Below are 25,953 nucleotides of genomic sequence, written 5' to 3' on the forward strand. Positions count from 1 at the left end.
CAGGGCGCCACCGCCGCGGCGGCGGCGCGCAGCGCGTCGCCCGCGCCCCGATCGCGGCCGTCGAAGCAGAGCAGCGCCCAGCCGGTCGTCCGCCCGTCCGGGTTGGCGAGGAAGCGAAACAGCGAGGTCGTCTCGCCGTCCCGCACGACCTCCGCGTCGGGCGCGCGCTCGCCGGGCCCGGGCCCGCGCCGGAACAGGTGGGCGAGGCCCGAGAGATGGTCCTCGTTCAGCGGGCTCTCCGGGTAGCGCACGGAGAGCTGCTGGAGGTCGTCGGTGCCCTGGAGCAGCGCCCCGATGCCGGGAATCGCCTTGGCGGCGAGCCCGAGCGCCGCATCGGCGACCGGCCCGCGATAGACGGTGCGGCGAAAGCCCTTCGCCTGCTGCGCGCTCAGCCGGGCGTGCTCGGCTCCGCGCTCGGCGTCGTAGGACTCGAGCACGACAGGCGCGGCCTCGCCCCGCAGGGTCATGGCGAGCCGCCAGGCGACCTCGACCGCGTCGTGCAGGCCGGCATTCATGCCCTGCCCGCCGATCGGCAGCGACAGGTGGCCGGCATCGCCCGCGAGCAGGACCCGGCCCCGGGCATAGGCCGGCGACACGCCGTACTGGAAGCGGCTGTGGGTCAGCCATTGCGGATCGGTCAGGGTCAGGGTCTCGTCGCCCGTGACCTCGCGCGCCACCGCCTGCATCTCGTCGAGCGTCGGGTCGCGGTCGGGCACGCCGGTGTCGTCGGCCAGGAAGAACAGGCGATGGTAGCCGCCCCAGACCGGCATCACGCCGCAGAAGCCGTGCTCGTAGTAGAAGAACCACAGCTGGTCGGGCTCCCGCGAGCGCCGCCAGGACAGTTTCGCGTCGACCTGCCGGTTCATGCAGCCCTCGAACCGCTCGGGCTCGAAGTCGAAGCCGAGGAGCGGGCGCAGCGTGCTCTTCGCGCCGTCGGCGGCGACGAGGTAGCGGGCGCGCAGCCGCTCCTCGGCCCCGTCGTGCCGCACCGTGACGGTCACGCCGTCCGCGTCCTGCGCCGCCGCCACGACCTTGCGCCCGCGCGCCAGCCGGCCGCCGCGCTCCCCGAGCGTCGCGATCAGCGTGGTCTCGATCACGTCCTGGCCGCTGTAGAGCACCCGCGGATAGGGGCTGGCGACGTCGTCGATGGCAATCGGGGTCGTCGGCGTGCCGTTCAGGAAGAAGTTGACGAGCCGGATCGGGTAGGCCCGCTCCGCCAGGGCGTCGCGCACGCCGATCCCGGCCAGGAGCTCCTGCGGCCGCGCCCAGAGGTTGTTGGCGCGGGAATAGGCCCGCACCTCGGTCCGCTCCTCCAGGACCAGGCAGTCGATCTCGTGGTGGCGCAGGGCGCAGGCCGTGGTCAGTCCGATCGGACCGGCGCCGACGACGATGACCTCGGCGTCGAAGGCGGGAGAGGACGTCGGGGACATGGCAACCTCGTATCGGATTCGGGGAAGGGATCAGTCGTCCTGCGCGGCCGCGCCGATCCGGCGCTGGATCTCGCGCAGCAGGCTTGCGGCGGCGGCGATGCCGTCGGGGGGCAGGCCGGCGCACAGGTCGTCGAACCAGACGTCCTTGCGGGCGATGGCCTCGCGGTAGGCGCTCTCGCCGGTCTCGGTCAGGGCGATCAGGTGGGCGCGCCGGTGGTGCGGGTTCGGCTCGACCCGCAGGAATCCGGCCGCATGGAGGTCGTCGACGACGCGCTGCACCGCCTGGCGGGTCAGGCCCATGTTGCGGGCGATGTGTGCCACCGGCAGCGGGACCGGCGAGAGCGCGACCGCGCCCAGCACCTGCCAGCGGGCGCTGGTCAGGCCGAGGTCGTGGACGAGCGCGTCGCCCGCGGCGAGCAGGTCGCCGTTGAGGCGGAACACCGCCAGGACCAGCTCGGTGAGGGCGGGACGGCCGCCGTCCGGGTCGGTCCCAGGCGGTGATGCGGAAGGAGACGTCTGCTCGGGCACGGCATCTTCGCTATAGGCTGTCGATATGACAGCGTGCTGTCATTTCAGTCGAAGAACGGACGGAGCGGGCGCTCGGTTCCCGCTCGCGCGGGAGCGGCGGGTCGCGAGTATCGTCCCGGGCGTGCCGCGCGACGAGGGAGGGCGCGCCGATCCGGTCGGGCGCGGATGGCTGGATGCAGGGAGAGTTTCAGGGATCAGGCCGCCGTGCCGGCGGCCCCGCGCGGCCGCCGGTCAGGCGCCGGCCTCGAACCGCTCGCCCTCGTGGTCGAGGTGCAGGTAGTCCGGGTCGAACCGGGCGAGCGCCGTGAGGGCGTCGAGGTCCGGGAGGACGAGGGACTTGTCGCGCCAGTCGATCAGCCCGGACTGGCGCAGCTCGCGCAGGGTGCGGTTGACGTGGACCGCCGAGAGGCCGAGCGCATCGGCGAGTTCCGCCTGGGTGACGGGCAGCTCGCAGCGGTCGTCCTTCACCCGGCCCACGGCCTGCTGGCGGACGAAGATCTCGCACAGCAGGTGCGCCACCCGTTCGAGGGCGCTGCGCCGGCCGATGTTGACGAGCCATTCCCGGTGGATCGCCGCCGTGACCAGCACCTCCCACCACAGGGCCCGGGTCAGGCGCGGGTCGGCGTTCAGCATCCGGTCGAGCAGGTCGCGGGAGATCTTGGCGACCGTCACCGGGGTCAGGGTGCCGAGCGCGTGGTCCATCCGGCTCAGCAGGAAGATGTTCAGGTCGCACAGGTCGCCCGGCAGCAGGAACGACATGATCTGGCGGCTGCCGTCGGCGAGCTGCTTGTAGCGGCAGACCCAGCCGGCGAGGATCAGGTTGACGTCGCAGGGCTCCTCGCCCTCGGCGATGATGTCCTGGTGGGTGTCGTAGTTGACGATCCGCGCCGAGGCGGCCTGCTGCAGCAGGCGCTTGTCGGCATCGCTCAGGCGGGTGAACCGTTCGAGCTTGCGGATCAGCGGGTTCATCGTCTCCGGGCCCTCCACCCGCGGTTCGCCAGCGCGGGCTGCCGTCATGACGGAGCGGAAATTAGCGCCGGTGGCGCGACAGTAAAGCGGGAGGTGGCACGTCCCGGCCCGGGTACCTGCCGCCGTGCCGGCGGGCCCTCCGGGGACGGCGACGCCTTCCGGTCCTTCCGGAAACGGGCCGGACGCGCGGGAGGCCCGCGCGTCCGGCGTCGCCCCGGCGGACTCAGCCCTGCGCGAGCGCGCTCGCCACCCGGCGGGCGAAGGCGACGGGATCGCGCGGCGGGTCGCCGCCCTGGACGTGGGCGAGGTCGACGAGGGTCTGGGCCGCCTCGCCGACATCCTCCCCGGCCGCCGCCCGCTCGGCGATGCGCCGGATCAGCGGGTGGCGCGGGTTCAACTCCAGCACCGGCTGGCCGCCCATCCCGGCTCCCATGCCGGCTCCCATGCCGGCGCCGCGGCCGGCCCGGCGCAGCAGGCGCTGCATCTGCAGGTCGGGCCCGAAGGCCGGGGCGGAGAGCAGCACCGCGCTGTCGACGAGGCGCTGGCTCGCCTTCACGTCGGAGACGTCGTCCTTCAGCGCCTCCTTCAGCTTCGGCAGCAGGTCGGCGAGGTCGGCCGGGGCGTCGCCCTCCGCGACCTCGGGCTCGAAGGCCGAGAGGTCGTCGCTGCCCTGCGTGATGCTGCGGATCGGCTTGCCGTCGTGGCTGTCGTAGCGCTCGGGCCAGAACGCGTCGACGTGGTCGGAGAGCAGCAGCACCTCGATGCCGCGGGCGGAGAACCCCTCGATCTGGGCCGAGCGCTTCAGCGCGTCGACGTCGTCGCCGACCAGGATGTAGATCGCCTCCTGGTTCGGCTTCATCCGCCCCACGTAGTCGGCGAGCGAGACCCAGCCCTCGGTGGTCGAGGAGCGGAAGCGCAGCAGGCCGGCGATGTCCTGGCGGTGCTCGGCATCCTCCCACAGCCCCTCCTTCAGCACCGGCCCGAAGGCCTGCCAGAAGGTGGCGTAGGACTCCGCGTCCCTCGACCGGCTCTTCAGCTCGGATACGACCTTGGCGGTCACCGCCCGGCGGATGCGGGCGAGCACGGGGGTCGCCTGCAGCATCTCGCGCGAGACGTTGAGCGGCAGGTCCTCGGTATCGACCACGCCCTGGACGAAGCGCAGCCAGGACGGCAGCAGCCCGGCCTCGTCGGTGATGAACATCCGGCGCACGTGCAGGCGCACCTTGCTCTCGCGCTGCTCCTCGATCGCCATGAAGGGCTTCATGCCCGGCACGAACAGCAGCGCGTTGAACTCGAGCTGGCCTTCCGCCCGCCAGTGCAGGGTCGCCCACGGCTTGTCGAAGGCGTGCGCCACCTGGCGGTAGAACTCGGTGTACTCCTCCTCGCTCACCTCGGACTTCGGCTTGCGCCAGAGCGCCGTGCCCTTGGTCCCGGCGACCTCCTCGCCGTCGCGCACCAGCGTCACCGGCACGGTGATGTGGTCGGCCCACTTGCGCAGGATGGTCTCCAGCCGGATGCCCTCGAGGTACTCCTCGGCATCGGCCTTCATGTGCAGGACGATGTCGGTGCCGGGCTCGGTCCGGGTCGCGGGCGCCAGCGTGTACTCGCCCTGCCCTTCCGAGGCCCAGGTCCAGGCCTCGTCGGATCCGGCCTTGCGCGAGGTGACCTCGACCCGGTCGGCGACCATGAAGGCGGAGTAGAATCCGACGCCGAACTGGCCGATCAGGCTCGGGCGCTCCTCCGGCTTGGCGTCGGCCAGCGACTGGCTGAAGGCCCGGGTGCCGGAGCGCGCGATGGTGCCGAGATTCTGCGCCAGCTCGTCCTTCGTCATGCCGATGCCGGGATCGGACAGGGTCAGGGTGCGGGCCGCCTTGTCGGGGTTGATCCGCACCTTGGCGTCGGCCGGCAGCGCCAGGGCGGAATCCGTCAGCGCCCCGAACCGGCGCCGGTCGACCGCGTCTGCGGCGTTGGCGACCAGCTCGCGCAGGAAGATCTCGCGCTCGGAGTAGAGGGCGTGGACCACGAGGTCCAGGAGGCGCCCGACCTCGGCGCCGAAGGAGTGCCGCTCCACAGTCTCGCTCACGTCTCGGTTCTCCGCATGGGAACAATTCGTCGCGGGCGGATATGCGGGCCGGCGGCGGGCTTTTCAAGGAAGCGGGGCGGCGAGCCGGGCGACGATCGCCCGCACCTCGTCGCGGCCGGCCGGCCGGGGGTCGACCGAGCGGTGGATCGTCAGCCCCTCGATCATCGCGTCGAGGGCCCGCGCTTCCTCGGGCGAGAAGTGGCGCTCCAACGCCGCCCGGCTCTTGCCCATCCAGGCGCGCATCACCCCGGCCAGGGCCGGCACGCGGGCGGCGTAGGCGTAGAGCTCGTAGCTCAGGAGCATCGTGCGGGGCGTCGCCCAGTCCTCCGCGACCACGAGTTCGACCACCGCCTCGCAGGCCTCGGCTCGGCTCGTCGCCGCGTCGAGCCGCGCTTCGAAGCGGGCCGAGACCGTGTCGGCGAGCAGCGTGAAGGCCTCGGTCAGGAGGTCGTCGAGGCCGGCGAAATGGTAGGTCAGCGAGCCGAGCGGCACGTCCGCCGCCGCGGCGATGCGCCGGTGCGTGGTGCCGGCGACGCCGTGCGCGGCGATCACGTCGAGGGTGACCCGGATCAGGCGGGCGCGGCGGTCGGGATCGTGACGGCGCGGGGCGGCGGGCAAGCGGAGGTCTCGCGGGGCGTGTCGAGGGCCGGGGCGGGTTGGCTTCCGGCGGCTATGTGTACATATGTACGCATCGCGGCCCGACGCCAACCGACAGCGAGGATTGCATGACCCCGACGAGCCAGAAGCAGAAGATGCTCTCCGGCGCGCTCTACGTCGCCGACGACCCGGAGCTCGACGCCGACAACCGGCGCATCTCGGCCTGGATGGACCGCTACAACGCCCGCAGCACCCTGACCCAGCCGGAGCGCCAGGCCCTCCTCGCCGAGGCCTTCGCCCGGGTCGGCGAGGGCTGCAACATCCGCCCGCCGTTCTTCTGCGACTACGGCTACAACATCAGCCTCGGCCGCGGCGTGTTCCTCAACTTCAATTGCTGCATCCTCGACGTCGTGCAGGTGACGATCGGCGACATGACCCAGATCGGGCCGGGCGTGCAGATCATGACCGCCGACCACCCGCGCGATCCGGCCCAGCGCCGGCAGATGCTGGAGTTCGGTCGGCCGATCGCGATCGGGGCGAATGTCTGGATCGGCGGCGGCGCCCAGATCCTGCCCGGCGTCACCATCGGTGACGACGCGATCGTCGGGGCGGGCAGCGTGGTGACCCGCGACGTGCCGGCGGGCGGGACCGTCGTGGGCAATCCCGCGCGGTTGCGGGTCCCCGGATAGGCGCCCACCGGCGAGGCGGCGTCACCCCTCCGGCCGGCGCACCACCAGGAGGTTGGCGACCAGCACCTGCACCGCCTCGCCGTGCTGGTTGAGGGTGGTGGTGCGCACCTTGGCGAGGCCCTGGCTCGGGCGCGAGCGCGAGGGCCGCACCTCCAGCACCTCGCTCTCCAGCCGGATCGTGTCGCCGGGGCGCAGGGGCTTGGGCCAGCGCACCTCGTCCATGCCCGCCCCGATGATGCCCCCGGCGATCCGCATCTCGCTGTCGACGAGAAGCCGCATGGTGAGGGCCGCGGTGTGCCAGCCGCTCGCCGCGAGGCCGCCGAAGAACGTCGCGCGCGCCGCCTCGGCGTCGAGGTGGAAGGGCTGCGGGTCGAACTCGCCGGCGAAGCGGACGATCTCAGCCTCGCTCACGGTCGTCTCGCCGGAGCGGTAGACCTGGCCCGCCGCCAGATCGTCGAGGTAGAGTTCTCGTGCCATCGCCTATTTCCCTCCCGCCGCGACGAGGGCGGGCGACGCCCGCTCGCCGCGAAACCACGCGCCGGTCGCGACCGCGCCGGCATTGATCGACCCGAGCGCCGCGAGCCCGAGGCCGAGCGCCAGGAAGACCCCGTCGAGCGACAGCCCGAGGCGCAGGGCGAGGAGGCCGCCGCCGATCGACACCGCCATGCGGGCAAGCCCGGCGACGAGGGGCCAGCCGACCCGGCCGGCGCCCTGCGAGGCGAAATAGAGCGCCAGCCCGATGCCGGCGAAGCCGTAGAACGGCCCGACGAGGTGGAGGTAGCGGGCGCCGACCGCGAGCATCTGCGGGTCGTGGCCGAACAGGCGCAGGAACGGCAGCGGCCACAGCGCGGCGGCAAGGCCGATCGCCTCGGTCAGCGCCCCCGCGATGGCGGCCCCGGTCCAGGCGACCCGAAGCGCCCGGGCCCGGTCGCCGGCCCCGATGCAGGTGCCGACCATGGCGCCGATCGGCGCGCCGAGGCCGAAGACCAGGGGCACCAGCAGGTACTCGAGCCGCGCGCCGGTGCCGTAGCCCGCGACCGCGGCGGGGCCGGCGGCCCCCGCGAAGGCGGTGGCGGCGGCGATTGTCGCGTTGGTGGTGGCGCTGACGATCGACGAGACGGCGCCGATCCGCAGGATGTCGCGCAGCGGCGCCCATTCGAGGCGCGGCGGGCGCGAGGCGGGCCGCAGCAGGCCGCGCCCGGCCCAGAGGTGGTGGGCGAACACGACCGCGCCCGCCGCGTAGTAGGCCAGCACCGCGACGCCGCCCCCGACGATACCGAGGCCCGGGACCGGCCCGACGCCGTAGATCAGCGCCGGCGAGAGCGGCACCAGCACGGCGGCGCCGACGCTGGTCACGATCGCCGGGAGCGCCATGTTGCCGGTACCGCGGATCACGGCCGCCAGTCCGTTGAACAGCCAGACCAGCACCGCGCCGGAAAATACCACGCCGCCGTAGGCGGAGGCCGCCGCCAGCGAGGCGCCCTCCCCGCCCATGACCCGGTAGAGCGCCGGGCCGAAGCCGAGGGCGAGGAGCGTGGTGAGGAAGCCGAGACCCAGCCCGATGGCGGCGGCGTACCACGGCAGCGCGTCGGCCTGCGCCCGCCGCCCGGCCCCGAGGCTGCGCGCCACCGCCGACAGGATGCCGCCTCCCATGGCGCCGGCGGAGATCATCTGCACGAGCATCAGCACGGGGAAGACCAGCGCCATGCCGGCCAGCGCGTCGGTGCCGAGCCCGGCGACGAAGGCGGTCTCGATCAGACCGACGAGCGCCTGGACCAGCATCACGACGACGTTGGGCGCGGCGAGCCGCAGGAGCGTCGGCCCGATCGGGGCGTGGAGAAGGCGGTGGGTGCGCGCATCCATCGGGCGGCGCTCCTCGGCTGGAACCGGCGATCCCGGCGCCGGCGATTTAGTGGCATATGCCGGTTTTTCGTCAAGCGGGTCGCGCGACGCGGCAATCCCCTTCGCGGGGCCTGCGCGTCAGGCGGCCTTCTCCAGAGCCTCCAGCCGCTCGGCCTCGACGGCCGCCAGGTCGAGGTCGTCGTCGGGGACGCGGGGCAGGAAGCGCTCGACCTGCTCGCACAGCACGAGGTCGGGCAGGATCCGCTCGATATAGGCCCAGTCGAGATTGGCCGACCAGATGAAGTGGACCTCGCGAAAGGTCTCGGCCAGCATCGCGGTCAGGCCGTTGCCGGAGAAGTTGGCGCAGGAATCGCCGAACAGCACCAGGGTGCGGGGGTCGGCCTCCGGCGAGGCGTTGCGGTAGACCGCGTGCGCCCCGGTATGGAGCTCTCCCAGGCGCCCGGCGGCCGTGTAGGCGTCGATGAGGGTGCCGCCCGAGACCCGCACGGCGTCCCGGAAGAGCTGGTAGTTGTGCACGGTCTCGAGGGGCTGGGCCTCGAGCTTGTTGCCGATGTCGAGCACCGCCTCGAAGCGCTGGTGCGGCCGGTCGAGGAAGTCGGTGCGGGGCGTCGCGCCGCAGGCCCGGCAGACCAGCCGGTAGGCGAGCAGGCAGCCGTGGATGTTCCAGTGCGTGTCGGTGCGGTAGTGCAGGTCGCGCTCGTTCCGCCGCGCCCGCATCGGCTCCAGGAGCTCGATCCAGGCCCGGCGCCCGGTCAACGACCAGCGCATCAGGTCGCCGAGGCGGCGGGCCGGGGCGAGGCGCGGATCGAGGGTCAGCCCGTCGAAGCGGTCCTCGTAGACGCTGAGCTTCTCCGGCACCACGAGGTGCAGGTAGCGGGTGCCGAGGCCGCGGCAGCGCTGCACGCGCTGCACGATCCGCCGGCGCCACTGGCGCAGGACCCGCTCCATCGGGCGCACGCGGCGGTACTGGTCCGCGACCTCGTTGGTGCCCCCGGTGAGGAACAGCCAGCCGTCCTTGCCCGCGTGATACATCCGGTTCCCTGCCCGCGGTCCCGCCGCGGCACGGGCGGGGCGCGGCCCCGCCTGAGCGATCAGTTGCCGGGCGATCTGATACCGCAGGATGGAAAAATAAAGGTGACCGGCGCAGCGGTCCGGTCCGCCCGCTCGCCGGGCGGGGTCGGCATCCCGGTCGGCGGCGACCTCGGCCGAGCCCCGCACAGCCACGCCATCCCGCGCTCCGGCATCACCGCCCCGACGGCCCGGCGGACCGGGTCGAGCCGCCCGGTCCCGGGCACCATGCAGCCGAGGAGGCGGGTGCATGCCGCCGTCGCGGAGGATGCGAGGATCACGATCGTGGGAATCGCCCTCCCCCGCCCTGCCCCGATCGTCGGCTTCCCGGCGCCGGTCCTCGCGCCGCATCGTCCGTACGTGCCCGATGCGGCGACGATGATTCGCCGGCCGGGCGAGTCGACCTCCGTGAAAACGTTGTCATGCGGTGAGGCGCCGCAGGGTACCGGTGCGTTCAAAACTTGACGGTGGCGACGGCGCAGGGGCGCCACACGGTACGCCAAACGACGCCGCGCCCGGGATAGGTCGTTGATATTGCCGGTCATTCCCCAACGGGAGGGTACCCACGCGGCCCCGACATGCTCTAGGATCCGGCACGGACCGTATCCAGAGACGCCACGGTATGACCCAACCGACGCCGCCAGTCGCCCTGATCGCGGATGACGACGATTTCTTCCGCCTCGCCGTGGTGGCGATCCTGACGCGCAACTTCGGGTTCACCGAGGTGATCGAGACCGGCTCCCTCGATGCGGCCGTCGACCAGCTCTCGACCCGGCGCGGGGCCGTGACCCTGGCGCTGTTCGACCTCGCGATGCCCGGCATGGAAGGCCCCGGCAGCCTGAGCGCGGTGCGGGAATGCTTCCCGGCGGTGAAGGTGGCGGTCGTCTCGGCCTCGACCGAGCGCAACAAGATCCTCACCGCCCTCGAGGTCGGCGTCCACGGCTACGTGCCGAAGGGGATCGGCTCGGCCGAGCTGACCCGAGCGGTCGGCATGATCCTCGACGGGCACATCTTCGTGCCGGCATCCCTGGCGGTGCTCGACGGCGCGGGCCCGCGCCCGTCCTTCGAAGCGCGGGTCCCCGGCCCGGACGGCCGCGGCGATGGGCGCCCGCTGCGCATTCCCGACCTGACGCCGCGCCAGCGCGACGTCCTGGCGCTGCTGGTCGAGGGACGCTCGAACAAGGAGATCGCCCGGCGGCTCCAGCTCGGCGAGGGGACCGTCAAGGTCCACATGGCGGCGCTGCTGCGCAGCCTCGGTGTCCAGAACCGGGCCGCGGCGGCGGTGGTCGGAGCCCGGCTGCTGGCGGAATGACGCCAGCCGGCGGCCTTCGAACACCCTCGTCCCAGTCGGGACCGGCCCGGCGGCAGGCATTCGCGCCGGAATCGCGATCCCGTCGACGGGATAATTCGGCAAGTGCCTGATTGCGGCAAGCACTGCGTCGATCCGGTGCCGGCTCACTGCTTGGCACGCCGTTTCGGCAATCCAGTCGGAATTGACCGGTGCACTCGATCCTGCTTCGCCTTCCTCGGTTTCGTCCATCGTCGGAGAATTTCAGGCCGATGGTCTATCGCTCTTAGACGAAGGTCGCGGGTCGATTTGCCCGTTATGACGCATGGTCAATCGAACGCCTGCGCTGGTCGCTTGACACTGTGACCGTCTGACGTATCACCTTGCGGTGGTACGAGGCGGACGATGCACGGCGTCGCATCATCGGTCGAACACAGGAGCGCGGCGAGACGAATCGCGGCGCGTGACCAGCGCGGCCGCTTGCGACGGGCGGGGCGGAAGGCGACGGGAACGGACATGGATCGGGAAGCGATCGGAAGCGAGAACATCCACGCTGCCCTGGACGCCCTGCTGAACCTGCCGCCATTGAAGAAATCGCCGCAGCTCTCGGCGTTCCTGTCCTACGTCGTGCGCGAGAGCCTGGCCGGCCGCGGCAGCCTGCTCAAGTCCTACACCATCGCGACCGACGCGCTCGGCCGCTCGACCAGCTTCGATCCGGCGACGGACGCCATCGTGCGGGTCGAGGCGCGGCGCCTGCGCCAGGTGCTGCAGCAGATCTATGCCGACCCGACCTGCCCGATCGGCGTGCGCATCGACCTGCCGCTGGGCCGCTACGAGCCGAGCTTCCGCCACGTCGCCCCGCCGCCGCCCGGCGCTGCGGCGGTGCGGGCCGAGGACGAGCCCGACGGCGTGCGTGAGAGCGAGCAGCGCTACCGTGCCCTGGTCGAGGCGAGCGCCGCGGTGGAGTGGCGCACCGGGCCGGATGGCGGGCTGGTCCAGACCTTCGGCCTGAGCGCCCGGACCGGCCTGGGCGATGCCGAGCTCCAGGGGTTCGGCTGGCTCGACGTCCTGCACCCGCATGACCGCGGCGGCACCGAGGTCGTGTGGCGGGCCTGCTGCCAGAGCGGCACGCCGCTCGACGCGACATACCGGGTGCGCCACCGCGACGGGCAGTATCGCTGGATGCTCGGCCGGGCGATCCCGATCGAGAGCGCCGACGGCGCGATCCGCGAATGGGTCGGCACCATGGCCGACATCGACGAGCAGGTTCGCGCGCAGGAGGCCCTGCGCACCAGCGAGGAGCGGCTGCGCCTCGCCATGTCGGCGGCCGAGATGATGACCTGGGACATCGACGCGGCGACCCGGGAGGTCAGCTGCTCGGAGATCGGCGAGAGCCTGATGGGCGTGACCCGGGGCCCGCTCGACGAGTTCCTGGCGATGATCCTGCCTGAGGACCTGCCGGTCGTTCTCGCCAGCCTGGAGCCGGCTTTGCGCGGCGAGGGAACTTACGACGCGCAGTACCGCATCACCGACCACGAGGGACGCCTGCGCTGGCTGTCCGCCCGCGGCAGCCTGGTGCGGACGCCCGGCGGGGGCGCCCGGCTCATCGGCGTGGCCTGCGACGTGACCCGGCGCTATCCCGACCCGGTCGTGATCGAGCGCCAACGCCTGATGGCCTGATGCCCCGGGGGCGTCCTCCCCCGCCCGATCGTGGAGCCTCTTCCCTGAGCTGCAGCTATCCTATGCGGCAGCCATTCTATGCGGCAGCCTTGGCCGGGCGCGGGCCCCGGGGCGCGGCGGCGCGCTTGCGCGGCGGCTTGGCGGCCGGGGCGGCAGGCGCCGGAGCGCGAACGGGTGCGCGCTCGGCCGGACGCTCGCCGCCCCCGTGCCACCAGCCCTGCCAGCTCCAGCCGCCGGGGCCGGTGACGGCGTAGAGCACGAAGCCGGCGGCGAGGCCGAGCTGGGCGAGGAACAGCTCCTGCTCGACCCGCGCGCCCGCGCCGGAAAAGTCCCAGAACCGGTGCAGCAGCAGCCCCGCCACCACCGCGTGGACGGCGAGCCCGAGGCCGACGAGGCGCGGCAGCACCCCGAGCAGCAGGAGCAGCGGCCCGAACAGCCCGATCACCACCGACACGGTCGCGACGGCGTTCGGGTAGGGCATGCCGGTGGCCGCGAGCGTCAGGGCGAAGCCCGAGGGGTTGAGCGCCCGCCCGATCGCCGCCGGCAGCAGCGCCGAGGCCAGGAGCAGCCGCCCGGCGAGCAGGATTCCGTCGTTGCGCGCAGCCATCCCGAGACACTCCCGTCGTGATGGCCGGACGGTGGCGCCCGAGGGGTTAAGGCGGCTCTACCGGGCGCCCGCGCCGAACAGCCGGCCGCGCTCGGTCCACAGCACCGTTGCGAGGGCGAGCCCGCTGAGCGCGCAGTAGCCGACCGCGAGCGGCGTCACGGTACCGTCGAAGGACTGGCCGACGAGGAGGCCGCAGAAGGCGGCGAGCAGCGTGGTGTAGAAGCCGATGAACGAGGAGGCGGTGCCGGCGATGGCCGCCAGCGGCTCCATCGCCAGGGCGTTGAAGTTCGGCATCGCGAAGCTCATCAGGAACTGGCAGGCCGACAGGGTGGCGATCAGCAGCCAGACCGGCGGCGTGCCCCCGAAGGCCAGCATCAGGACGAGCTGCAGGCAGGCGACCGCGAACAGCCCGACCGTGCCCATATGCGCCAGCCGCCGCATGCCGAGGCGGCGCACGAGACGGGCGTTGATCAGGGTGGCGACGCCCATCGCCCCGGCGATGAGCGCGAAGGCGACCGGAAACAGGGCGCCTAGGTGGTAGAGGCCGGTGTCGAAGATCGCCTGCGCCGAGCCGACATAGCCCATGATGCAGCCGGTGGTGAGCCCGAGCGCCGTGGCGTAGCCGAGCGAGGTTCGGGTGCCGACCGTGACGGCGATGCCCGACCCGATCGCCCGGGCCGAGACCGGCCGGCGGAAGGCCGGGTGCAGCGTCTCGGGCAGGCGGGTGCCGAACCAGGCCAGGGTGACGAGGGCCAGCGCCAGCATGGCGCCGAAGATCAGCCGCCAGCTGCCGAACAGCAGGATGGCACCCCCCATCGAGGGAGCGAGGATCGGCACGATGAGGAAGACCATCATGCAGAACGACATCACCCGGGCCATGTCGCGGCCCTCGTAGCGGTCGCGCACGATCGCCACCGCCAGAACCCGGCCGGCGGCCCCGCCGATGCCCTGGATGGCGCGGGCGAGGAGCAGCACCTCGAAGCTCGGCGCCAGCATGGCGAGCACGGTCCCGGCGAGGTAGATCCCGATGCCGGCGATCAGCGCCGGCCGTCTCCCGGTCCCGTCCGAGACCGGACCATAGAACAGCTGGGCGATGCCGAAGCCCAGCATGTAGACATAGACCAGAAGCTGGAGCCGGTTCGGGTCCTGGACCGCGAAGTCGCCCTGGATCGCCGGGAAGGCCGGCAGGAAGCTGTCGATCGTGATCGCGGTCAGGCCCATCATCAGGGCCATCAGGGCCACGAACTCGACGAAGCCGGGCCCGGCCCAGCCCGGCTCGGTCCGGGTGGTCTCGACGGAGGTCACCTCGCCGCTCGCGCTGCTCGCCATGGTCATCCTGAGGGGCCGGCCCGTGGAGGGAGGACACGACCCGGCGGGCCGCGCGGAGCGGGCGGCACGGGACCGGGATCGTTCCGAACGGGGTCCTTGTCGAACGGTGTCCGTTCTTGCAGGTCCGTCTTGGCGAAGGCCCGTGCCGCCAGCAAGGGAGGCGGCGTCATGGCTGCGATGCGACGGGGCCGCGAGGCGCCGGGGCGGCGTGGCAGCCTGCGGCCCGATCGACCCTGCCCGCCGGGCCGACGGCCGCACGTGCCGCATCGGTCATCCTGCCGGCAGCCGCCATCCGGGAGGTTCGACGCACCATATTAACAGTCGCGTAGCGGTTCTGCCCCAGGGTATCGGCCGGTGCCGGGACGCCGGTAGGAGAGTAGCCGTGACCGCCGTCGCTCCGCTGGAGCCCGATACCCTCGGCCGCCTCGATCGCCTGCTGCGCCTCCATCCCCGCACTGAGGCCCGCTACGAGGCGGAGCATGGCCCCCTGAGGGTCGCAGGCCTGCGGCAACTGATCCTGGTCGGGCTGATCTTCTACAACGTCTACAACTTCACCAGTGTCTGGCTGATGCCGGACATCCTCGGTCTGAGCGTCGCGATGCGGCTGCTCGTCGTGACGCCCGGCTCCCTCGCCCTGGCCTGGATGCTGTCGCGGGTCGGGCCGGCGGCCCGCGAAGGTCTCGTGCTCGGCGGCATGATCGGGTCGATGGCGCTGCCGATGCTGCTGTTCTGGTTGACCACGGCTCCGCTCGGCGTATTCACGTTCGGCGAGTCGATCCTGGTCGTGATCTACGGCAACCTGCTGCTGGCGCTGCGGTTTCGCCACGCCCTGGTCTTCACGGCCGTCGCCTTCCTGTGCGCCACGCTGGCCGTGTTCACGAAGGCGGGGCTCGATCCCGACCTGCGGTACGCCCTGCCGGTGCAATACGCCACCGGCTGCGCCTTCAGCCTCTACGCCAACTTCCGCATGGAGCGGCAGCGGTGCCGCGATTACCGGCGCACGCTCAGGGCCCTGCTCGCCTCCGAGGCGGCGGAGGCGGCCCGGCAGCGGTTCCAGGGCCTGTCGCATACAGACCCACTCACCGGTCTGCCGAACCGTCGCCTCCTCGACGAGACCGTGGCAGCCTGGTTCGCCGAGGACCGCGCCGTCGCGCTGCTGATGATCGACGTCGACCATTTCAAGCCGTTCAACGACGCCCTGGGGCATCCGGAGGGCGATGCGTGCCTGCGCCGGGTGGCGGCCCTGTTCGAGACCTTCGTGCCCGATCCCGGGCTCCTCGATCCCGATGTCCTGGCGGCTCGATTCGGCGGAGAGGAATTCGCCTTCGTGGTGCGGGATGCCGGCGCGCCGGAGGCCGCCCGGCTCGCCGCCGCCCTGGTCTCAGCCGTCGAGAACCTCGGCATATCCCATCCCGCGCGGCCGGACGGGGTCGGCGTCGTCACGATCAGCGTCGGCATCGCCCTCGAGCCGGCAGGGCTTCCCCGCGCCAGGGATGCCAGGGACACCTTGTTCGAGGAGGCCGACCGGGCTCTCTACCGGGCCAAGCATCGGGGGCGGAACGGCTACGCCCTCGCGGGCGGGTGCGCCGGCGCGGCGATGTCCCCGGCCGCGCGGCCCGTCTGACCCGTTCGCCGACGCGCTGCCCTCCGCTCGCCGGCCGCCCGGTCCGGACTCATCGTCCGGTGCAGCGCAGGGCCTCGCGCTGGCAGGCAAAGCCCGGGGTCGAGCAATGGACCCCGTCGGCCCCGCGGGTGCAGACGCGGCAGGAATCGGTCCATTCGCGGCAGCCCGGATCCTCGGCCGGCGAGACCGCCGCCGGCCGGGGGAGCGGCACCGGCCCGGAGGCCGGCGCGAAGTTGGCGATCAGGATCGTCGCCAGGGTCGCGCCGACGGCGATCCACGCGAAGCGGGCGTCGCGGGAGCGGTCGGGTCGGGTGTCTGCCGAGAGGTCTGCCATGCCGGCCGTCGTCACCCGCCCCTCCGCGCCTGTCAATCCGCCCGCCTGTGGAGAGGCGACGGGCGGGAGACCGGCTACTCGGCCGCCCGGGCCTCGGGCGCGCCGACTCCGGCCGCGGCGAGACGCGGCGAGGCGGCGGCTTCGGCGACCGGGAGCTCGTCCTCCTCGGCCAGGACCACGAAGCGGCCGGCCTCGCCGTCATAGACCAGCAGGTGGCCGGTCTCGATCTCGAACAGCCAGCCGTGCAGGGTGAGCTGGCCCGAGGCGAGCGCGCTCGCCACCGCCGGGTGGGTGCGCAGGTGGTTGAGCTGGACCAGCACATTCTCCATGGCGAGGGCGTGCAGGCGGCGCTTGTCGTCGATGTCGTCTGGGTAGGCGTCGCAGACGATCTTGCGGGCGGCCTCGCCGTGGCGCAGCCACGCCGCGACGCTCGGCATCTTCTCGCCGAGGCCCGGGGTGAGCAGGCCCTTCATGGCGCCGCAATCCGAATGGCCGCAGACCACGATGTCGCGCACGTTCAGCGCCATCACGGCGTACTCGACCGCCGCGGTCACGCCGCCCATCATGGTGGCGAAGGGCGGCACGATGTTGCCGACGTTGCGGGTGACGAACAGCTCGCCCGGCCCGGCCTGGGTGATCAGCTCGGGCACGACGCGGGAATCGGCGCAGGAGATCACCAGGGCCTTCGGCTTCTGGCCGTCATGGACGAGGCGCTGGTAGACCGAGCGCTGGCTCGGAAACACCTGCTCGCGGAACTGGGTGAACCCCTGAACGATATTGTCCATCATCGGCGACCTCCTTTCGCTGGCCGAGACTGCGCCGGTCGACGTCACGCCGACCACGACGCTGCGGGCCCGCTCGCGGGCCGCGCCACGAAGCCGAGAACGTCGCAGCCGCCGCCGGGTTGCCCGGTGCGGCCCCTCTGCCCGTGCGTCATCTGGCCCGCCGGCGCGGCGGGATGAGACTTTGGTCCTCGACCGTGGCGGTGCCGATGCACCAGTGCCGTGCGACCGTGCGGGCACTCCTCGCGGCCCAGAGACCGTGGGCCAAACGATGTCCTTCACGATTCCGGTTTTGCGGCGTTCGAGAATTCGGCCGTCGCTGGCGCGATCAGGGAAACGTGCTCCCTGGTCGGTGATCACGAGCTGGATGCTATTGGGACAGCGCCGGCAAAAGCTTCGATGAATTCGCCCGGGAGGCCACGACTTGCCCTCCCGGGCGGCACGAGGGAAGCGAAAGCGCACGCCCGGCCGAGTGCAATCAATTTTATGATATAGAAAGCAGTTTCGGAGATTGAATCTTTGTTAAATTAGCGGCTATTTTTTAATATTATATAGCAATATTTTGTAATATATAGACTCATAAAATAAATATTGGTATTATACCATCCAAATCTGCTTTCGACATGAAGATGAAATCGAGAGGCGAATAAAATTTCCGCGTTGTCTCGGCCCCGTCGGTCAAGCGGGCTCCGGGTGCAACTGCCCTGCCCGCCGAGCGGGAAGGGCCGCGGCGAATCAGTTCTCGAACAGCGACCCCTGCACGGCGCCTGCCACGGGCGCCTTCTTCGTGTCCGCGGCCGGCTCCTTGCGCTTGGCCGCCCGGCGCGGGGCCGGTCGCGCCGGTGCTGGCGGGGTTTCTTCGGGCGGCGTCCCGGCCGCTGCCGCTCCGTCGACGGAGGCCGCCACCCGCCCGTCGGCGAATTCCACCGTCAGGTGGCCCGCCGCCCGCGCGGCCTGCGCCGAGCCGACCGGCGTGCCGGCCGAATCGAGCACCAGCGCGTAGCCGCGGGCGAGCACCGCCCGATAGTTGAGGCTGGAAAACAGGGCGGTCGCCCGCGACAGCCGCCCGGCCAGGCGCTCGAGCCCCTGGCCCGGCGCCCGGTCGAGCCGGCGCGACATTCCGTTCAGCCGCTCGCCCTGCACCGCCAGCACCCGCTCCAGGGCGTGGCGGGGCCGGTGGTCGATCGCCGCCAGCCGCTCGCGGGCCCGCGCCAGCCGCAGGGAGGGCGGGTTGCGGGCGAGGCCCTGGAGCGCCCGGTTGAGGCGGCCTTGCGCGTCGCGCGCGTTGGCGGCGAGCGCCGGGGCGAGGCGGGCGTCGGCGAGATCGAGGCGCTGGCGCTTCTGCGCGAGCAAGGCCTCCGGGCCCGGCAACGCGCGGGCGAGCCCGCGCAGCTCGCCCCGCCGCTGGTCGACGAGGCGCAGCAGCGCGCCGGCATGGCGCCGGCTCAGGGAATCGAGGTCCGCCAGCAGCTCGTGCAGGACCGGCACCGCCATCTCGGCGGCGCCGGTCGGGGTCGGGGCACGCCGGTCGGCGGCGTGGTCGATCAGCGTGACGTCGGTCTCGTGTCCGACGGCGGAGATCAGCGGGATCGTGCTGGCGGCGGCGGCCCGCACCACGATCTCCTCGTTGAAGCACCACAGATCCTCGATCGAGCCGCCGCCGCGGGCGACGATCAGCACGTCCGGCCGCGGGATCGCGCCGCCGGGCTCCAGCGCGTTGAAACCGTGGATCGCCGCCGCGATCTCCTCCGCGGCCCCCTCCCCCTGCACGCGCACCGGCCAGACCAGGACCGGACGCGGGAAGCGGTCGGCCAGCCGATGCAGGATGTCGCGGATCACCGCGCCGGTCGGCGAGGTGACGACACCGACGACCAAGGGCAGGTAGGGCACCGGCCGCTTGCGCGCGGCGTCGAACAGCCCCTCGGCGGCGAGCGCCCGGCGGCGCTCCTCCAGCAGCGCCATCCAGGCGCCGGCCCCGGCGGGCTCCAGCGAATCCACCACGATCTGGTAGGCGGACTTGCCCGGATAGGTCGTGATCCGGCCGGTGACCACGACCTCCAGGCCCTCCTTGGGCTTGTGACGCAGCCGCATCATCGTGCCCTTCCAGATCACGGCGTCGATCTTGGCGCCGCCGTCCTTGAGGCTGAAATAGGCGTGGCCGGAGCCGTGCGGGCCGCGATAGCCCGAGATCTCGCCCTTGAGGCGCACGTGGCCGAACGCATCCTCGAGGGTGCGCTTGAGGGCGGTCGCCAGTTCGGTGACCGACCATTCGGGCACGTTGGCGATCGGGGCGGAGAAGGCGGAGGCGGACATCGGGCGCGACGCTAGCGGCTCGCCCCGAGTCGCGGAAGACCGCCCCGCCGCTTGCGGCCGCCAGTGTCCCCCGCGCATCAGTGCCGGTTGCCGCGCCGCGCCCGCGCCCGTAAACGTCTCGCGCAAGACTGACCTTCCGTTCCGGGACCGGCGATGCGCGACCAGCACCCCCTCACCCTCCTGCTGATCGGCTCCGGCGGGCGCGAGCACGCGCTCGCCTGGAAGCTCGCCCAGAGCCCCCTCTGCCGGCGCCTGCTGATCGCCCCGGGCAATCCCGGCACCGCCGCCCACGGCACCAACCTCGCCCTCGACGTGACCGACCATGCGGCGGTGATCGACGCCTGCCGGCGGGAGGGCGTCGATTTCGTCGTCGTCGGCCCCGAGGCGCCGCTGGTGGCGGGCCTGGTCGATGCGCTGGCGCAGGCCGGCATCCGGGCCTTCGGTCCGAACGCCGCGGCGGCCCAGCTCGAGGGCTCGAAGGCCTTCACCAAGGAGCTGTGCCGGGAGTTCTCGATCCCGACCGCCGCCTTCGCGCGCTTCCGCGCGGTCGAGCCGGCGCTGGCCCACCTGCGGGCTGGCCGCATCCCGGTCGTCGTCAAGGCCGACGGGCTCGCCGCCGGCAAGGGCGTGGTGGTGGCCGAGACCCTGGAACAGGCGGAAGCCGCCGTGGAAAACATGCTCGGCGGCGGGATGGGGGCCGCCGGCGCCGAGGTGGTGATCGAGGCGTGCATGGTCGGCGAGGAGGCGAGCCTGTTCGCCCTCTGCGACGGCACCCGCGCCGTGCTCTTCGGTACCGCCCAGGACCACAAGCGCGTCCATGACGGCGACCAGGGGCCGAATACCGGCGGCATGGGGGCCTACTCGCCCGCGCCGGTCCTGACGCCCGCCCTGGAGGCCGAGGTGATGGAGCGGATCATCCGCCCGACCCTCGACGGGATGCGGGCGCGGGGCACGCCGTTCTCGGGCATCCTCTATGCCGGGCTGATGCTGACGGCCGATGGCCCGATGCTGATCGAGTACAATACCCGCTTCGGCGATCCCGAATGCGAGGTGCTGATGCCCCGCCTCGACTCCGACCTGGTGCCGCTGCTGCTGGCGGCCGCCGAGGGCGACCTCTCGGGCGCGACGCCGGAATGGCGCGACGAGGTGGCGCTGACCGTGATCATGGCGGCGCCCGGCTATCCCGGCACCGTCGCCAAGGGCTCCGAGATCCGCGGCCTCCCCGAGGCGGAAGGAGCCGGCGCCCTGGTGTTCCAGGCCGGCACCAGGCGCGACGGCGAGCGGCTGGTCGCCGATGGCGGCCGGGTGCTCGCGGTGACGGCGCTCGGCGGCACCGTGCGGGAGGCGCAAGCCGGCGCGTACGCCGCCCTCGACCGGATCGACTGGCCGGAAGGGTTCTGCCGCCGCGACATCGGCTGGCGCGCCGTGGCCCGCGAGACCTGAGCCTTGCTCGTGCGTTAACCTCGAAGAGGGCCCGCGTCCCGGCGCGGGCTCGACGACCCTTGGGGAGCGCCCGATGCCCGCCGACCTGTTTCCCGGCTTCACCTCGCACTGGATCGACCTGCCCGACGGCCGCTTCTTCGCCCGGGCCGGCGGGCCCGAGGACGCGCCGCCGCTGGTGCTGCTGCACGGTTTTCCCCAGACCCATGCCTGCTGGCACAGGATCGCCCCGGCGCTCGCCCGTACCCACCGGGTGATCTGCCTCGATCTCAAGGGCTACGGCTGGTCGGCGGCGCCGAAGGGCGATCCCGCCCACCGGGACTATTCCAAGCGGCAGATGGGCCGCGAGGTGGTGGCGGTCATGGAACGGCTCGGCCATGTCCGCTTCGGGCTCGTCGGCCACGACCGCGGCGCCCGGGTCGGCTACCGCCTCGCCCTCGACGAGCCGGGCCGGATCGACCGCCTCGCCCTCCTCGACATCGTGCCGACGGTCTCGCAGTGGCAGACGATGGAGCGGGAGCCGGACGCCTACCCGCACTGGCGCTTCCTGGCGCAACCCGCGCCGATCCCCGAGCAGGAGATCGGCAAGAACCCGATCCCCTACTACGAGGACCTGCTGCGGCTCTGGACCGGCTCCGGAACCCTCGACCCCTTCTCGCCCGGCGCCCTCGACCTCTACCGCCAGAGCTGGAACGTGCCCGAGCGCATCCACGCGTGCTGCGAGGATTACCGCGCCGGGGCCGGCCCCGACCGGGCCGCCGACGAGGCCGACCTGGCCGAGGGCCGCCGCCTCGCCGGACCGGTCCTGGTGCTCGTCGCCGACCGCTTCGTCGGCAGGAACGGGCTCGATCCGGTGCGCCAGGCCTGGACCGGCACCTTCGCGCCGGAGGACACGACCTTCGAGATCGTCCCGTCCGGCCACTTCGTCGCCGAGGAGAACCCGGGGGCGACGCTGCCGATCCTGGAGCGTTTCCTCGCCGGCCCGTGACCTCCGCGAGTCTTTGCCTTCGCGAGTCTTTGCCTTCGCGGAGGCTCGCCCCCCACAAGACCCGCGCGGAGCGGATGACCGCTCCCCGCCCCGGCCCGTAGCCCGGGCGCGGGACCTGCGGCACAACCTCGGCGGGCGGGTACGGCCCGGGGGAAACATCCGTGGGGCTGATCTACGCGCTCGGCGCCTTCCTGAGCTGGGGCCTCGTCGTCCCGGTGCATTTCCGCCTGCTCGACGGGGTGCCGGCCTGGGGCATCCTGGCCCACCGCATCCTGTGGTCGAGCGTGTTCGTGACGCTGCTGCTGATCGGCCTGCGGGCGATGCGCCGCGGGCCGGTGATCAGCTTCCAGCGCCGCCACCTCTTCCTGCTGCTCTCCGCCCTGGTCGTCGCGGGCAACTGGTCGCTGTATCTCTGGGCGGTCCAGAACGGGCGGATGCTCGATGCCAGCCTCGGCTACTTCATCAACCCGCTCGTCAACGTCGCGCTCGGCGCGCTCGTGCTGCGCGAATCCCTGCGGCCGCTCCAGCTCGCAGCGGTGGCGCTCGCCGCCATCGGCGTCGCCGCCGCGGTGGCGGCGGCGGGAGCGCTGCCCTGGATCTCGCTCACGCTGGCCGTCAGCTTCGCGATCTACGCCCTGATCCGCAAGCTGGTGCCGATCGACCCGATCCTCGGCCTCGGCGCCGAGACCTTCGCGCTCCTGCCCCTGGCGCTGGCTTACCTCGCGCTCACCCCGCCGCCGCCCGGCCTCGGGAGCGGTCAATGGCTGCTCCTGGTGCTCACCGGCGTCACCACCGCGGTGCCGCTGATGTGGTTCGCGGCCGCCGCCTCTCGCCTCAAGCTCTCGACGATCGGCCTGCTGCAATATCTCTCGCCGACCTGCCTCCTGGGCTTGAGCGTGTTCGCCTTCGGCGAGTCGCTGCCGCTCTCTCGCTTGCTGGTCTTCGGGCTGATCTGGGCGGGACTGGCCCTCTACGCCTTCGATGCCGCGCGACCGCGGCCCTCGGTCGTGCGCGCACCGGAGGACAGCCCAGCCTGACGCAAGCCCCACCGGCCAAGCTTCCCCCATCCAACCATAATCGGCGGGCTTTCTCGCCTCACGCGACGAATCGGCGGGGGCCGCGATGATGCTGGGCGATGTGAACCTGAGCGATGTGAAGACGAGGGACGAGGCCGGACCGCACCCGATCTGGCTGGTGGTCGGCCCGTGGGCGATGTTCGCCGTCGTGGTGGGCGGGTTCCTGGCGCGCTGGTGGCCGTGAGCCGGCGCCGCGACGCCGAGACCTGACGCGCCCGCGGCGCCGGTCCGTGACCGCGGCATACGGACCGATCGGGAGTCCCCGGGCGCGCCCGATCACGTCAGCATCTGCAGGTCGCCATCCACCGCGAGCGCCTGGCCCGAGATGGTCTTGCCGCGCGCGGAGGCGAGAAAGAGAATCTGGTCCGCGAGCTGGCGGGCCGTGACGTACTCCTTGATCGAGGCCGCGGAAAAGGCCGCGCTCTCCATCTCGGAGAAGCCGATCCCGCGCTGCTGCGCCTTGGCCTCCAGCACCCGGCGCTGCCGGTCGCCGGCGACGATGCCGGGGAGCACCGCGTTGACCCGGATCCCGTCGGCCCCGAGTTCCCGCGACAGCGACTTGGTGAAGCCGATGACCGCCCACTTCGCCGCCGCGTAGGGCGTGCGCAGCGGGAAGCCGAAGCGGCCCGCCGCCGAGGACAGGTTGACGATCGACGGGTTGGCGCTCGCCCGCAGCAGCGGCACCGCCAGGCGCACGCAGTTGAACTGCCCGGTGAGGCAGATGTCGAGGGTGCGGTCCCAGTCCTCGGGGTCGATCTCCTCGACGCGCCCCGTCGGGCCGGCGATGCCGGCATTGTTGACGAGGCAATCGAGCCCGCCGAGCGCGCGTTCCGCCTCCGCGAACAGCCGCGCGACATCCTCGCGCGAGGCGACGTCGGCATGGGTGGCGCCGATGCCCGGCGGCAGGGCCGCGAGGGCCTCCCGGTCCACGTCGCAGACATGGACCTGTGCCCCCTCCTCCATGAAGGCCTGCGCCACCTCGAGCCCGATGCCGCTGGCGCCGGCCGTCACCAGCACCTTCAGGCCGCCCAGTCCCATCTCCATGGCGTGTCTCCGTCGTCGGGGTGCCGGGCTCAGGAGGCCAGGCGTCCGGTCGTTTCGATGAAGGCGGCGCTGCTTGCGATGTCGGCGGCGAGCGCCGCCCGGGCGCCCTCCGCGTCGCCGGTCGCGAGCGCCGCCACGAGGCGGGCGTGATGCGCCTCCGCCTCGCCCTCGGCGAGGCGGCGGGGCGAGGAGCGCATGTCGAGGTTGAGCACCGGGCCGATGCGCAGCCACAGCCCCTCGATGATCGCGATGAGCGAGGGCAGGCCGGCGGCGGCGTAGACCGCGAAGTGCAGGTCGCGGTTCGCCCGCATCGCCCGTTCGAGGTCGGGCGCGGTGGCCTGCACCTCGCTGCGGAACGCCGCGTCGTGATCCCGGATCGCCGCGAGCTCGCCGGGGCCGCAGGCCTGCGCGGCCTCCGCGGCGGCGAACCCCTCGACGGCGATCCGCACCCGGGTCAGCTCCCGGAACGTCTGCAGCGTGATCACCGGCACCCGGACGGCGCGGTTGGGCAGGACCTCCAGGGCCTCGTCGGCGACGAGGCGCGACACCGCCTCGCGGGCCGGCATCATCGAGGTGCCGAGCCGCTCCGCCACCGTGCGCAGGGACAGCCGCTCGCCGGGCGCCAGCCCGCCGGCGATCAGGAGGTCGCGCAGCGCATCGTAGACCTGGGTGCCCAGCGTGATCCGCTCGGGCGGCGCGAGCGCCTCCGGATCGGGCCGGTCGCCCGCATCCGCGCCGCCGCCATGCCGGCCGTGCTTCTGCAAGTCCCGCCTCTGCAAGTCCCGCCTCTGCAAGTCCCGCCTCTGCAAGCGCGGACCTCCTCCCTGCGTTTTCCTCCGGCGCGCCCGGGCGGTTTCGAGACCGTCTCGACAGGCGCGTCGTTTGATGCCAGCCTAAGTGTGATCACAGATCACGGCAACCCAAACGACCGCGATCGATCCCGGGCAGGACACGCAACCATGACGCAGGGTCTCGTTCCCACGCGCCGCCGCCTCGTGCAGGGCGGCCTCGCGGCCGGCGCCGCTTTCGCCATGCCGGGCCTCGTGCGGGCGCAAGGCGCACCGATCCGCATCGGCCACCTCACGCCGCGCACCGGCTTCCTCGGGCCGCTCGGCGAATACGCCGTGATGGCGGCCCAGCTCGCGGCCGAGGAGATCAATGCCGCCGGCGGCATCGACGGCCGAAGGGTCGAGCTCCTGACCGAGGATTCGGTCAACCCGCAGACCGCGTCGAGCAAGGCCGAGCGCTATGTCGAGCGCGACAAGGTCGCGGCGATCGTCGGGGAGATTTCCTCCGCCTCGGCGCTCGCCATCGGACAGGTGGCGCAGCGCGGAAAGACGATCTTCCTCAATACCGGCGCCAATTCGGACGCGCTGCGCGGGCAGGATTGCAAGCGCTACATGTTCCACGTCGAGGGCGCGAACTCGATGTACGTCAAGGCGGTCGGCCGCTCCTTGACCGAGCAGGGCCTCGTCAAGGGCAAGCGCTGGTACTCGCTGACCGCCGATTACGCCTTCGGTCACGACCTGTTGCGGGTCGCCAAGGGCTTCATGCAGGGCCAGGGCGGCACCTTCGCGGCCGACGAGCTGGTGCCGACCGACGCCACCGATTTCTCCGCCTACCTGATCAAGATCCGGCAGGCCAAGCCCGACCTCGTGATCTCAAACCTCGCCGGCAACCAGATCACCAACTTCCTCAAGCAATACGCCGAGTACGGCCTGCCCTTCCCGGTCGCCGGCTTCGGCTTCGACACCGCGCTCGCCTGGGGCGCCGGCCCCGGCAACTTCGCCGGAACCTGGCCGTGCCTGTGGCACCATAAGGTCGACACGCCCTCGGCCAAGGCTTTCGTCGCCGCCTTCGTCAAGAAATACGGCAAGCCGCCCGAGAACCAGGCCTGGGGCGACTACAACGCCGTTAAGATCGTCGCCAAGGCGATGGCCGACACGAAATCCACCGAGGGGCCGAAGCTGGTGTCATACCTGGAGGGCGGCGCGAAGTTCGACGTGCAGAAGCCCCGCCCCGGCTATTTCCGCGCCCGCGACCACCAGTTCATCAGCGAGATGTACGCGATCACGGCGCTGCCCGCCGACAAGGTGAAGGACAAGTGGGACCTCTTCACCTCGACCCCGGCGATTCCCGGTCCCAACGAGGACATGGAGGTGCTGGCCCCGACGGCGGAGGAGGCGGCCTGCAAGATGGAGGGGTGAGGATTCGGCCGGCC

General features: G+C 72.2%; 25 protein-coding genes. 10 read left to right on the forward strand and 15 right to left on the reverse strand.

Features of this window, described 5'->3' with window-relative positions:
- The 5 genes from HPY23_RS29565 to HPY23_RS29585 all read right to left on the reverse strand — a co-directional run.
- A partial coding sequence (locus HPY23_RS29565; protein ID WP_200649715.1) for an FAD-dependent monooxygenase occupies positions 1-1,430 on the reverse strand: 1,430 nt, incomplete at its 3' end.
- Positions 1,431-1,460: 30 nt separating this feature from the next.
- A complete protein-coding gene (locus HPY23_RS29570; RefSeq protein ID WP_091884004.1) occupies positions 1,461-1,958 on the reverse strand; it encodes a MarR family winged helix-turn-helix transcriptional regulator in 498 nt (165 codons plus the stop codon).
- Positions 1,959-2,189: 231 nt separating this feature from the next.
- Positions 2,190-2,927: a Crp/Fnr family transcriptional regulator gene (locus tag HPY23_RS29575; RefSeq protein ID WP_060848031.1), complete on the reverse strand. Its 738-nt coding sequence runs from the start codon at positions 2,925-2,927 to the stop codon at positions 2,190-2,192.
- 223 nt (positions 2,928-3,150) lie between these two features.
- Positions 3,151-5,010 carry a molecular chaperone HtpG gene (gene htpG / locus HPY23_RS29580; RefSeq protein WP_091884007.1) on the reverse strand — a complete coding sequence of 620 codons (1,860 nt, stop codon included), beginning with the start codon at positions 5,008-5,010 and terminating at the stop codon, positions 3,151-3,153.
- 63 nt (positions 5,011-5,073) lie between these two features.
- Positions 5,074-5,628, reverse strand: coding sequence for a TetR/AcrR family transcriptional regulator (locus tag HPY23_RS29585; RefSeq protein ID WP_091884009.1), 555 nt, complete (start codon positions 5,626-5,628; stop codon positions 5,074-5,076).
- A gap of 107 nt (positions 5,629-5,735) precedes the next feature.
- Here HPY23_RS29585 and HPY23_RS29590 point away from each other — a divergent pair, with 107 nt between their 5' ends.
- Positions 5,736-6,296 carry a sugar O-acetyltransferase gene (locus tag HPY23_RS29590; RefSeq protein ID WP_091884012.1) on the forward strand — a complete coding sequence of 187 codons (561 nt, stop codon included), beginning with the start codon at positions 5,736-5,738 and terminating at the stop codon, positions 6,294-6,296.
- Positions 6,297-6,317: 21 nt separating this feature from the next.
- Here the strand turns inward: HPY23_RS29590 and HPY23_RS29595 are convergent, their stop codons facing one another.
- The 3 genes from HPY23_RS29595 to HPY23_RS29605 all read right to left on the reverse strand — a co-directional run bounded on the left by HPY23_RS29595 (position 6,318) and on the right by HPY23_RS29605 (position 9,191).
- A complete protein-coding gene (locus HPY23_RS29595) occupies positions 6,318-6,773 on the reverse strand; it encodes a MaoC family dehydratase (RefSeq protein WP_060848035.1) in 456 nt (151 codons plus the stop codon).
- 3 nt (positions 6,774-6,776) lie between these two features.
- Entirely contained in the window at positions 6,777-8,159 is a 1,383-nt protein-coding gene (locus tag HPY23_RS29600; RefSeq protein WP_091884014.1) for an MATE family efflux transporter, read from the reverse strand.
- Between the two features lie 117 nt (positions 8,160-8,276).
- A complete protein-coding gene (locus tag HPY23_RS29605; protein WP_060848037.1) occupies positions 8,277-9,191 on the reverse strand; it encodes an alginate O-acetyltransferase AlgX-related protein in 915 nt (304 codons plus the stop codon).
- Positions 9,192-9,254: 63 nt separating this feature from the next.
- Here HPY23_RS29605 and HPY23_RS29610 point away from each other — a divergent pair, with 63 nt between their 5' ends.
- The 3 genes from HPY23_RS29610 to HPY23_RS29620 all read left to right on the forward strand — a co-directional run bounded on the left by HPY23_RS29610 (position 9,255) and on the right by HPY23_RS29620 (position 12,195).
- A complete protein-coding gene (locus HPY23_RS29610) occupies positions 9,255-9,692 on the forward strand; it encodes a hypothetical protein (RefSeq protein ID WP_139234906.1) in 438 nt (145 codons plus the stop codon).
- 157 nt (positions 9,693-9,849) lie between these two features.
- Positions 9,850-10,539, forward strand: a complete 690-nt coding sequence (locus tag HPY23_RS29615; RefSeq protein WP_091884020.1) for a LuxR C-terminal-related transcriptional regulator — start codon at positions 9,850-9,852, stop codon at positions 10,537-10,539.
- A gap of 492 nt (positions 10,540-11,031) precedes the next feature.
- Positions 11,032-12,195, forward strand: coding sequence for a PAS domain-containing protein (locus HPY23_RS29620; RefSeq protein WP_091884023.1), 1,164 nt, complete (start codon positions 11,032-11,034; stop codon positions 12,193-12,195).
- A gap of 76 nt (positions 12,196-12,271) precedes the next feature.
- On the opposite strand, the gene HPY23_RS29625 is transcribed toward HPY23_RS29620, so the two are convergent.
- Entirely contained in the window at positions 12,272-12,802 is a 531-nt protein-coding gene (locus HPY23_RS29625; protein WP_091884025.1) for a DoxX family membrane protein, read from the reverse strand.
- Positions 12,803-12,859: 57 nt separating this feature from the next.
- Positions 12,860-14,131 (reverse strand): multidrug effflux MFS transporter, encoded by a 1,272-nt coding sequence (locus HPY23_RS29630; protein ID WP_091884028.1) that lies wholly within the window; start codon positions 14,129-14,131, stop codon positions 12,860-12,862.
- Between the two features lie 382 nt (positions 14,132-14,513).
- Between HPY23_RS29630 and HPY23_RS33930 the strand changes: the two genes are divergently transcribed.
- Positions 14,514-15,755 carry a GGDEF domain-containing protein gene (locus HPY23_RS33930; RefSeq protein ID WP_175539896.1) on the forward strand — a complete coding sequence of 414 codons (1,242 nt, stop codon included), beginning with the start codon at positions 14,514-14,516 and terminating at the stop codon, positions 15,753-15,755.
- A gap of 49 nt (positions 15,756-15,804) precedes the next feature.
- On the opposite strand, the gene HPY23_RS29640 is transcribed toward HPY23_RS33930, so the two are convergent.
- From HPY23_RS29640 to xseA, 3 genes are all read right to left on the reverse strand, one after another.
- Entirely contained in the window at positions 15,805-16,089 is a 285-nt protein-coding gene (locus HPY23_RS29640) for a hypothetical protein (RefSeq protein WP_091884246.1), read from the reverse strand.
- Between the two features lie 74 nt (positions 16,090-16,163).
- A complete protein-coding gene (locus tag HPY23_RS29645) occupies positions 16,164-16,874 on the reverse strand; it encodes a carbonic anhydrase (protein ID WP_060849488.1) in 711 nt (236 codons plus the stop codon).
- Positions 16,875-17,606: 732 nt separating this feature from the next.
- Positions 17,607-19,184, reverse strand: a complete 1,578-nt coding sequence (gene xseA, locus HPY23_RS29650) for an exodeoxyribonuclease VII large subunit (protein ID WP_091884033.1) — start codon at positions 19,182-19,184, stop codon at positions 17,607-17,609.
- A gap of 153 nt (positions 19,185-19,337) precedes the next feature.
- Here xseA and purD point away from each other — a divergent pair, with 153 nt between their 5' ends.
- The 4 genes from purD (at position 19,338) to HPY23_RS29670 (ending at position 22,872) form a co-directional block, all read left to right on the forward strand.
- Positions 19,338-20,627, forward strand: coding sequence for a phosphoribosylamine--glycine ligase (purD, locus tag HPY23_RS29655; RefSeq protein WP_091884035.1), 1,290 nt, complete (start codon positions 19,338-19,340; stop codon positions 20,625-20,627).
- Between the two features lie 73 nt (positions 20,628-20,700).
- Positions 20,701-21,612 (forward strand): alpha/beta fold hydrolase, encoded by a 912-nt coding sequence (locus HPY23_RS29660; protein WP_200601878.1) that lies wholly within the window; start codon positions 20,701-20,703, stop codon positions 21,610-21,612.
- Positions 21,613-21,773: 161 nt separating this feature from the next.
- Complete coding sequence (gene rarD / locus HPY23_RS29665; protein ID WP_091884040.1) at positions 21,774-22,649, forward strand: EamA family transporter RarD; 876 nt, start codon at positions 21,774-21,776, stop codon at positions 22,647-22,649.
- Between the two features lie 85 nt (positions 22,650-22,734).
- Positions 22,735-22,872, forward strand: coding sequence for a hypothetical protein (locus HPY23_RS29670; protein WP_167543932.1), 138 nt, complete (start codon positions 22,735-22,737; stop codon positions 22,870-22,872).
- A 92-nt stretch (positions 22,873-22,964) separates the two neighbouring features.
- Here the strand turns inward: HPY23_RS29670 and HPY23_RS29675 are convergent, their stop codons facing one another.
- Together HPY23_RS29675 and HPY23_RS29680 are read right to left on the reverse strand one after the other, a co-directional pair.
- A complete protein-coding gene (locus tag HPY23_RS29675; protein ID WP_091884044.1) occupies positions 22,965-23,732 on the reverse strand; it encodes an SDR family oxidoreductase in 768 nt (255 codons plus the stop codon).
- Positions 23,733-23,761: 29 nt separating this feature from the next.
- Positions 23,762-24,496 carry a GntR family transcriptional regulator gene (locus HPY23_RS29680; RefSeq protein WP_091884047.1) on the reverse strand — a complete coding sequence of 245 codons (735 nt, stop codon included), beginning with the start codon at positions 24,494-24,496 and terminating at the stop codon, positions 23,762-23,764.
- A 195-nt stretch (positions 24,497-24,691) separates the two neighbouring features.
- On the opposite strand from HPY23_RS29680, the gene HPY23_RS29685 reads away from it, so the two are divergent.
- A complete protein-coding gene (locus HPY23_RS29685) occupies positions 24,692-25,939 on the forward strand; it encodes an ABC transporter substrate-binding protein (RefSeq protein ID WP_060848049.1) in 1,248 nt (415 codons plus the stop codon).
- Positions 25,940-25,953: the final 14 nt, after the last annotated feature.

This window comes from Methylobacterium ajmalii (assembly GCF_016613415.1).
Lineage (GTDB): Bacteria > Pseudomonadota > Alphaproteobacteria > Rhizobiales > Beijerinckiaceae > Methylobacterium > Methylobacterium ajmalii.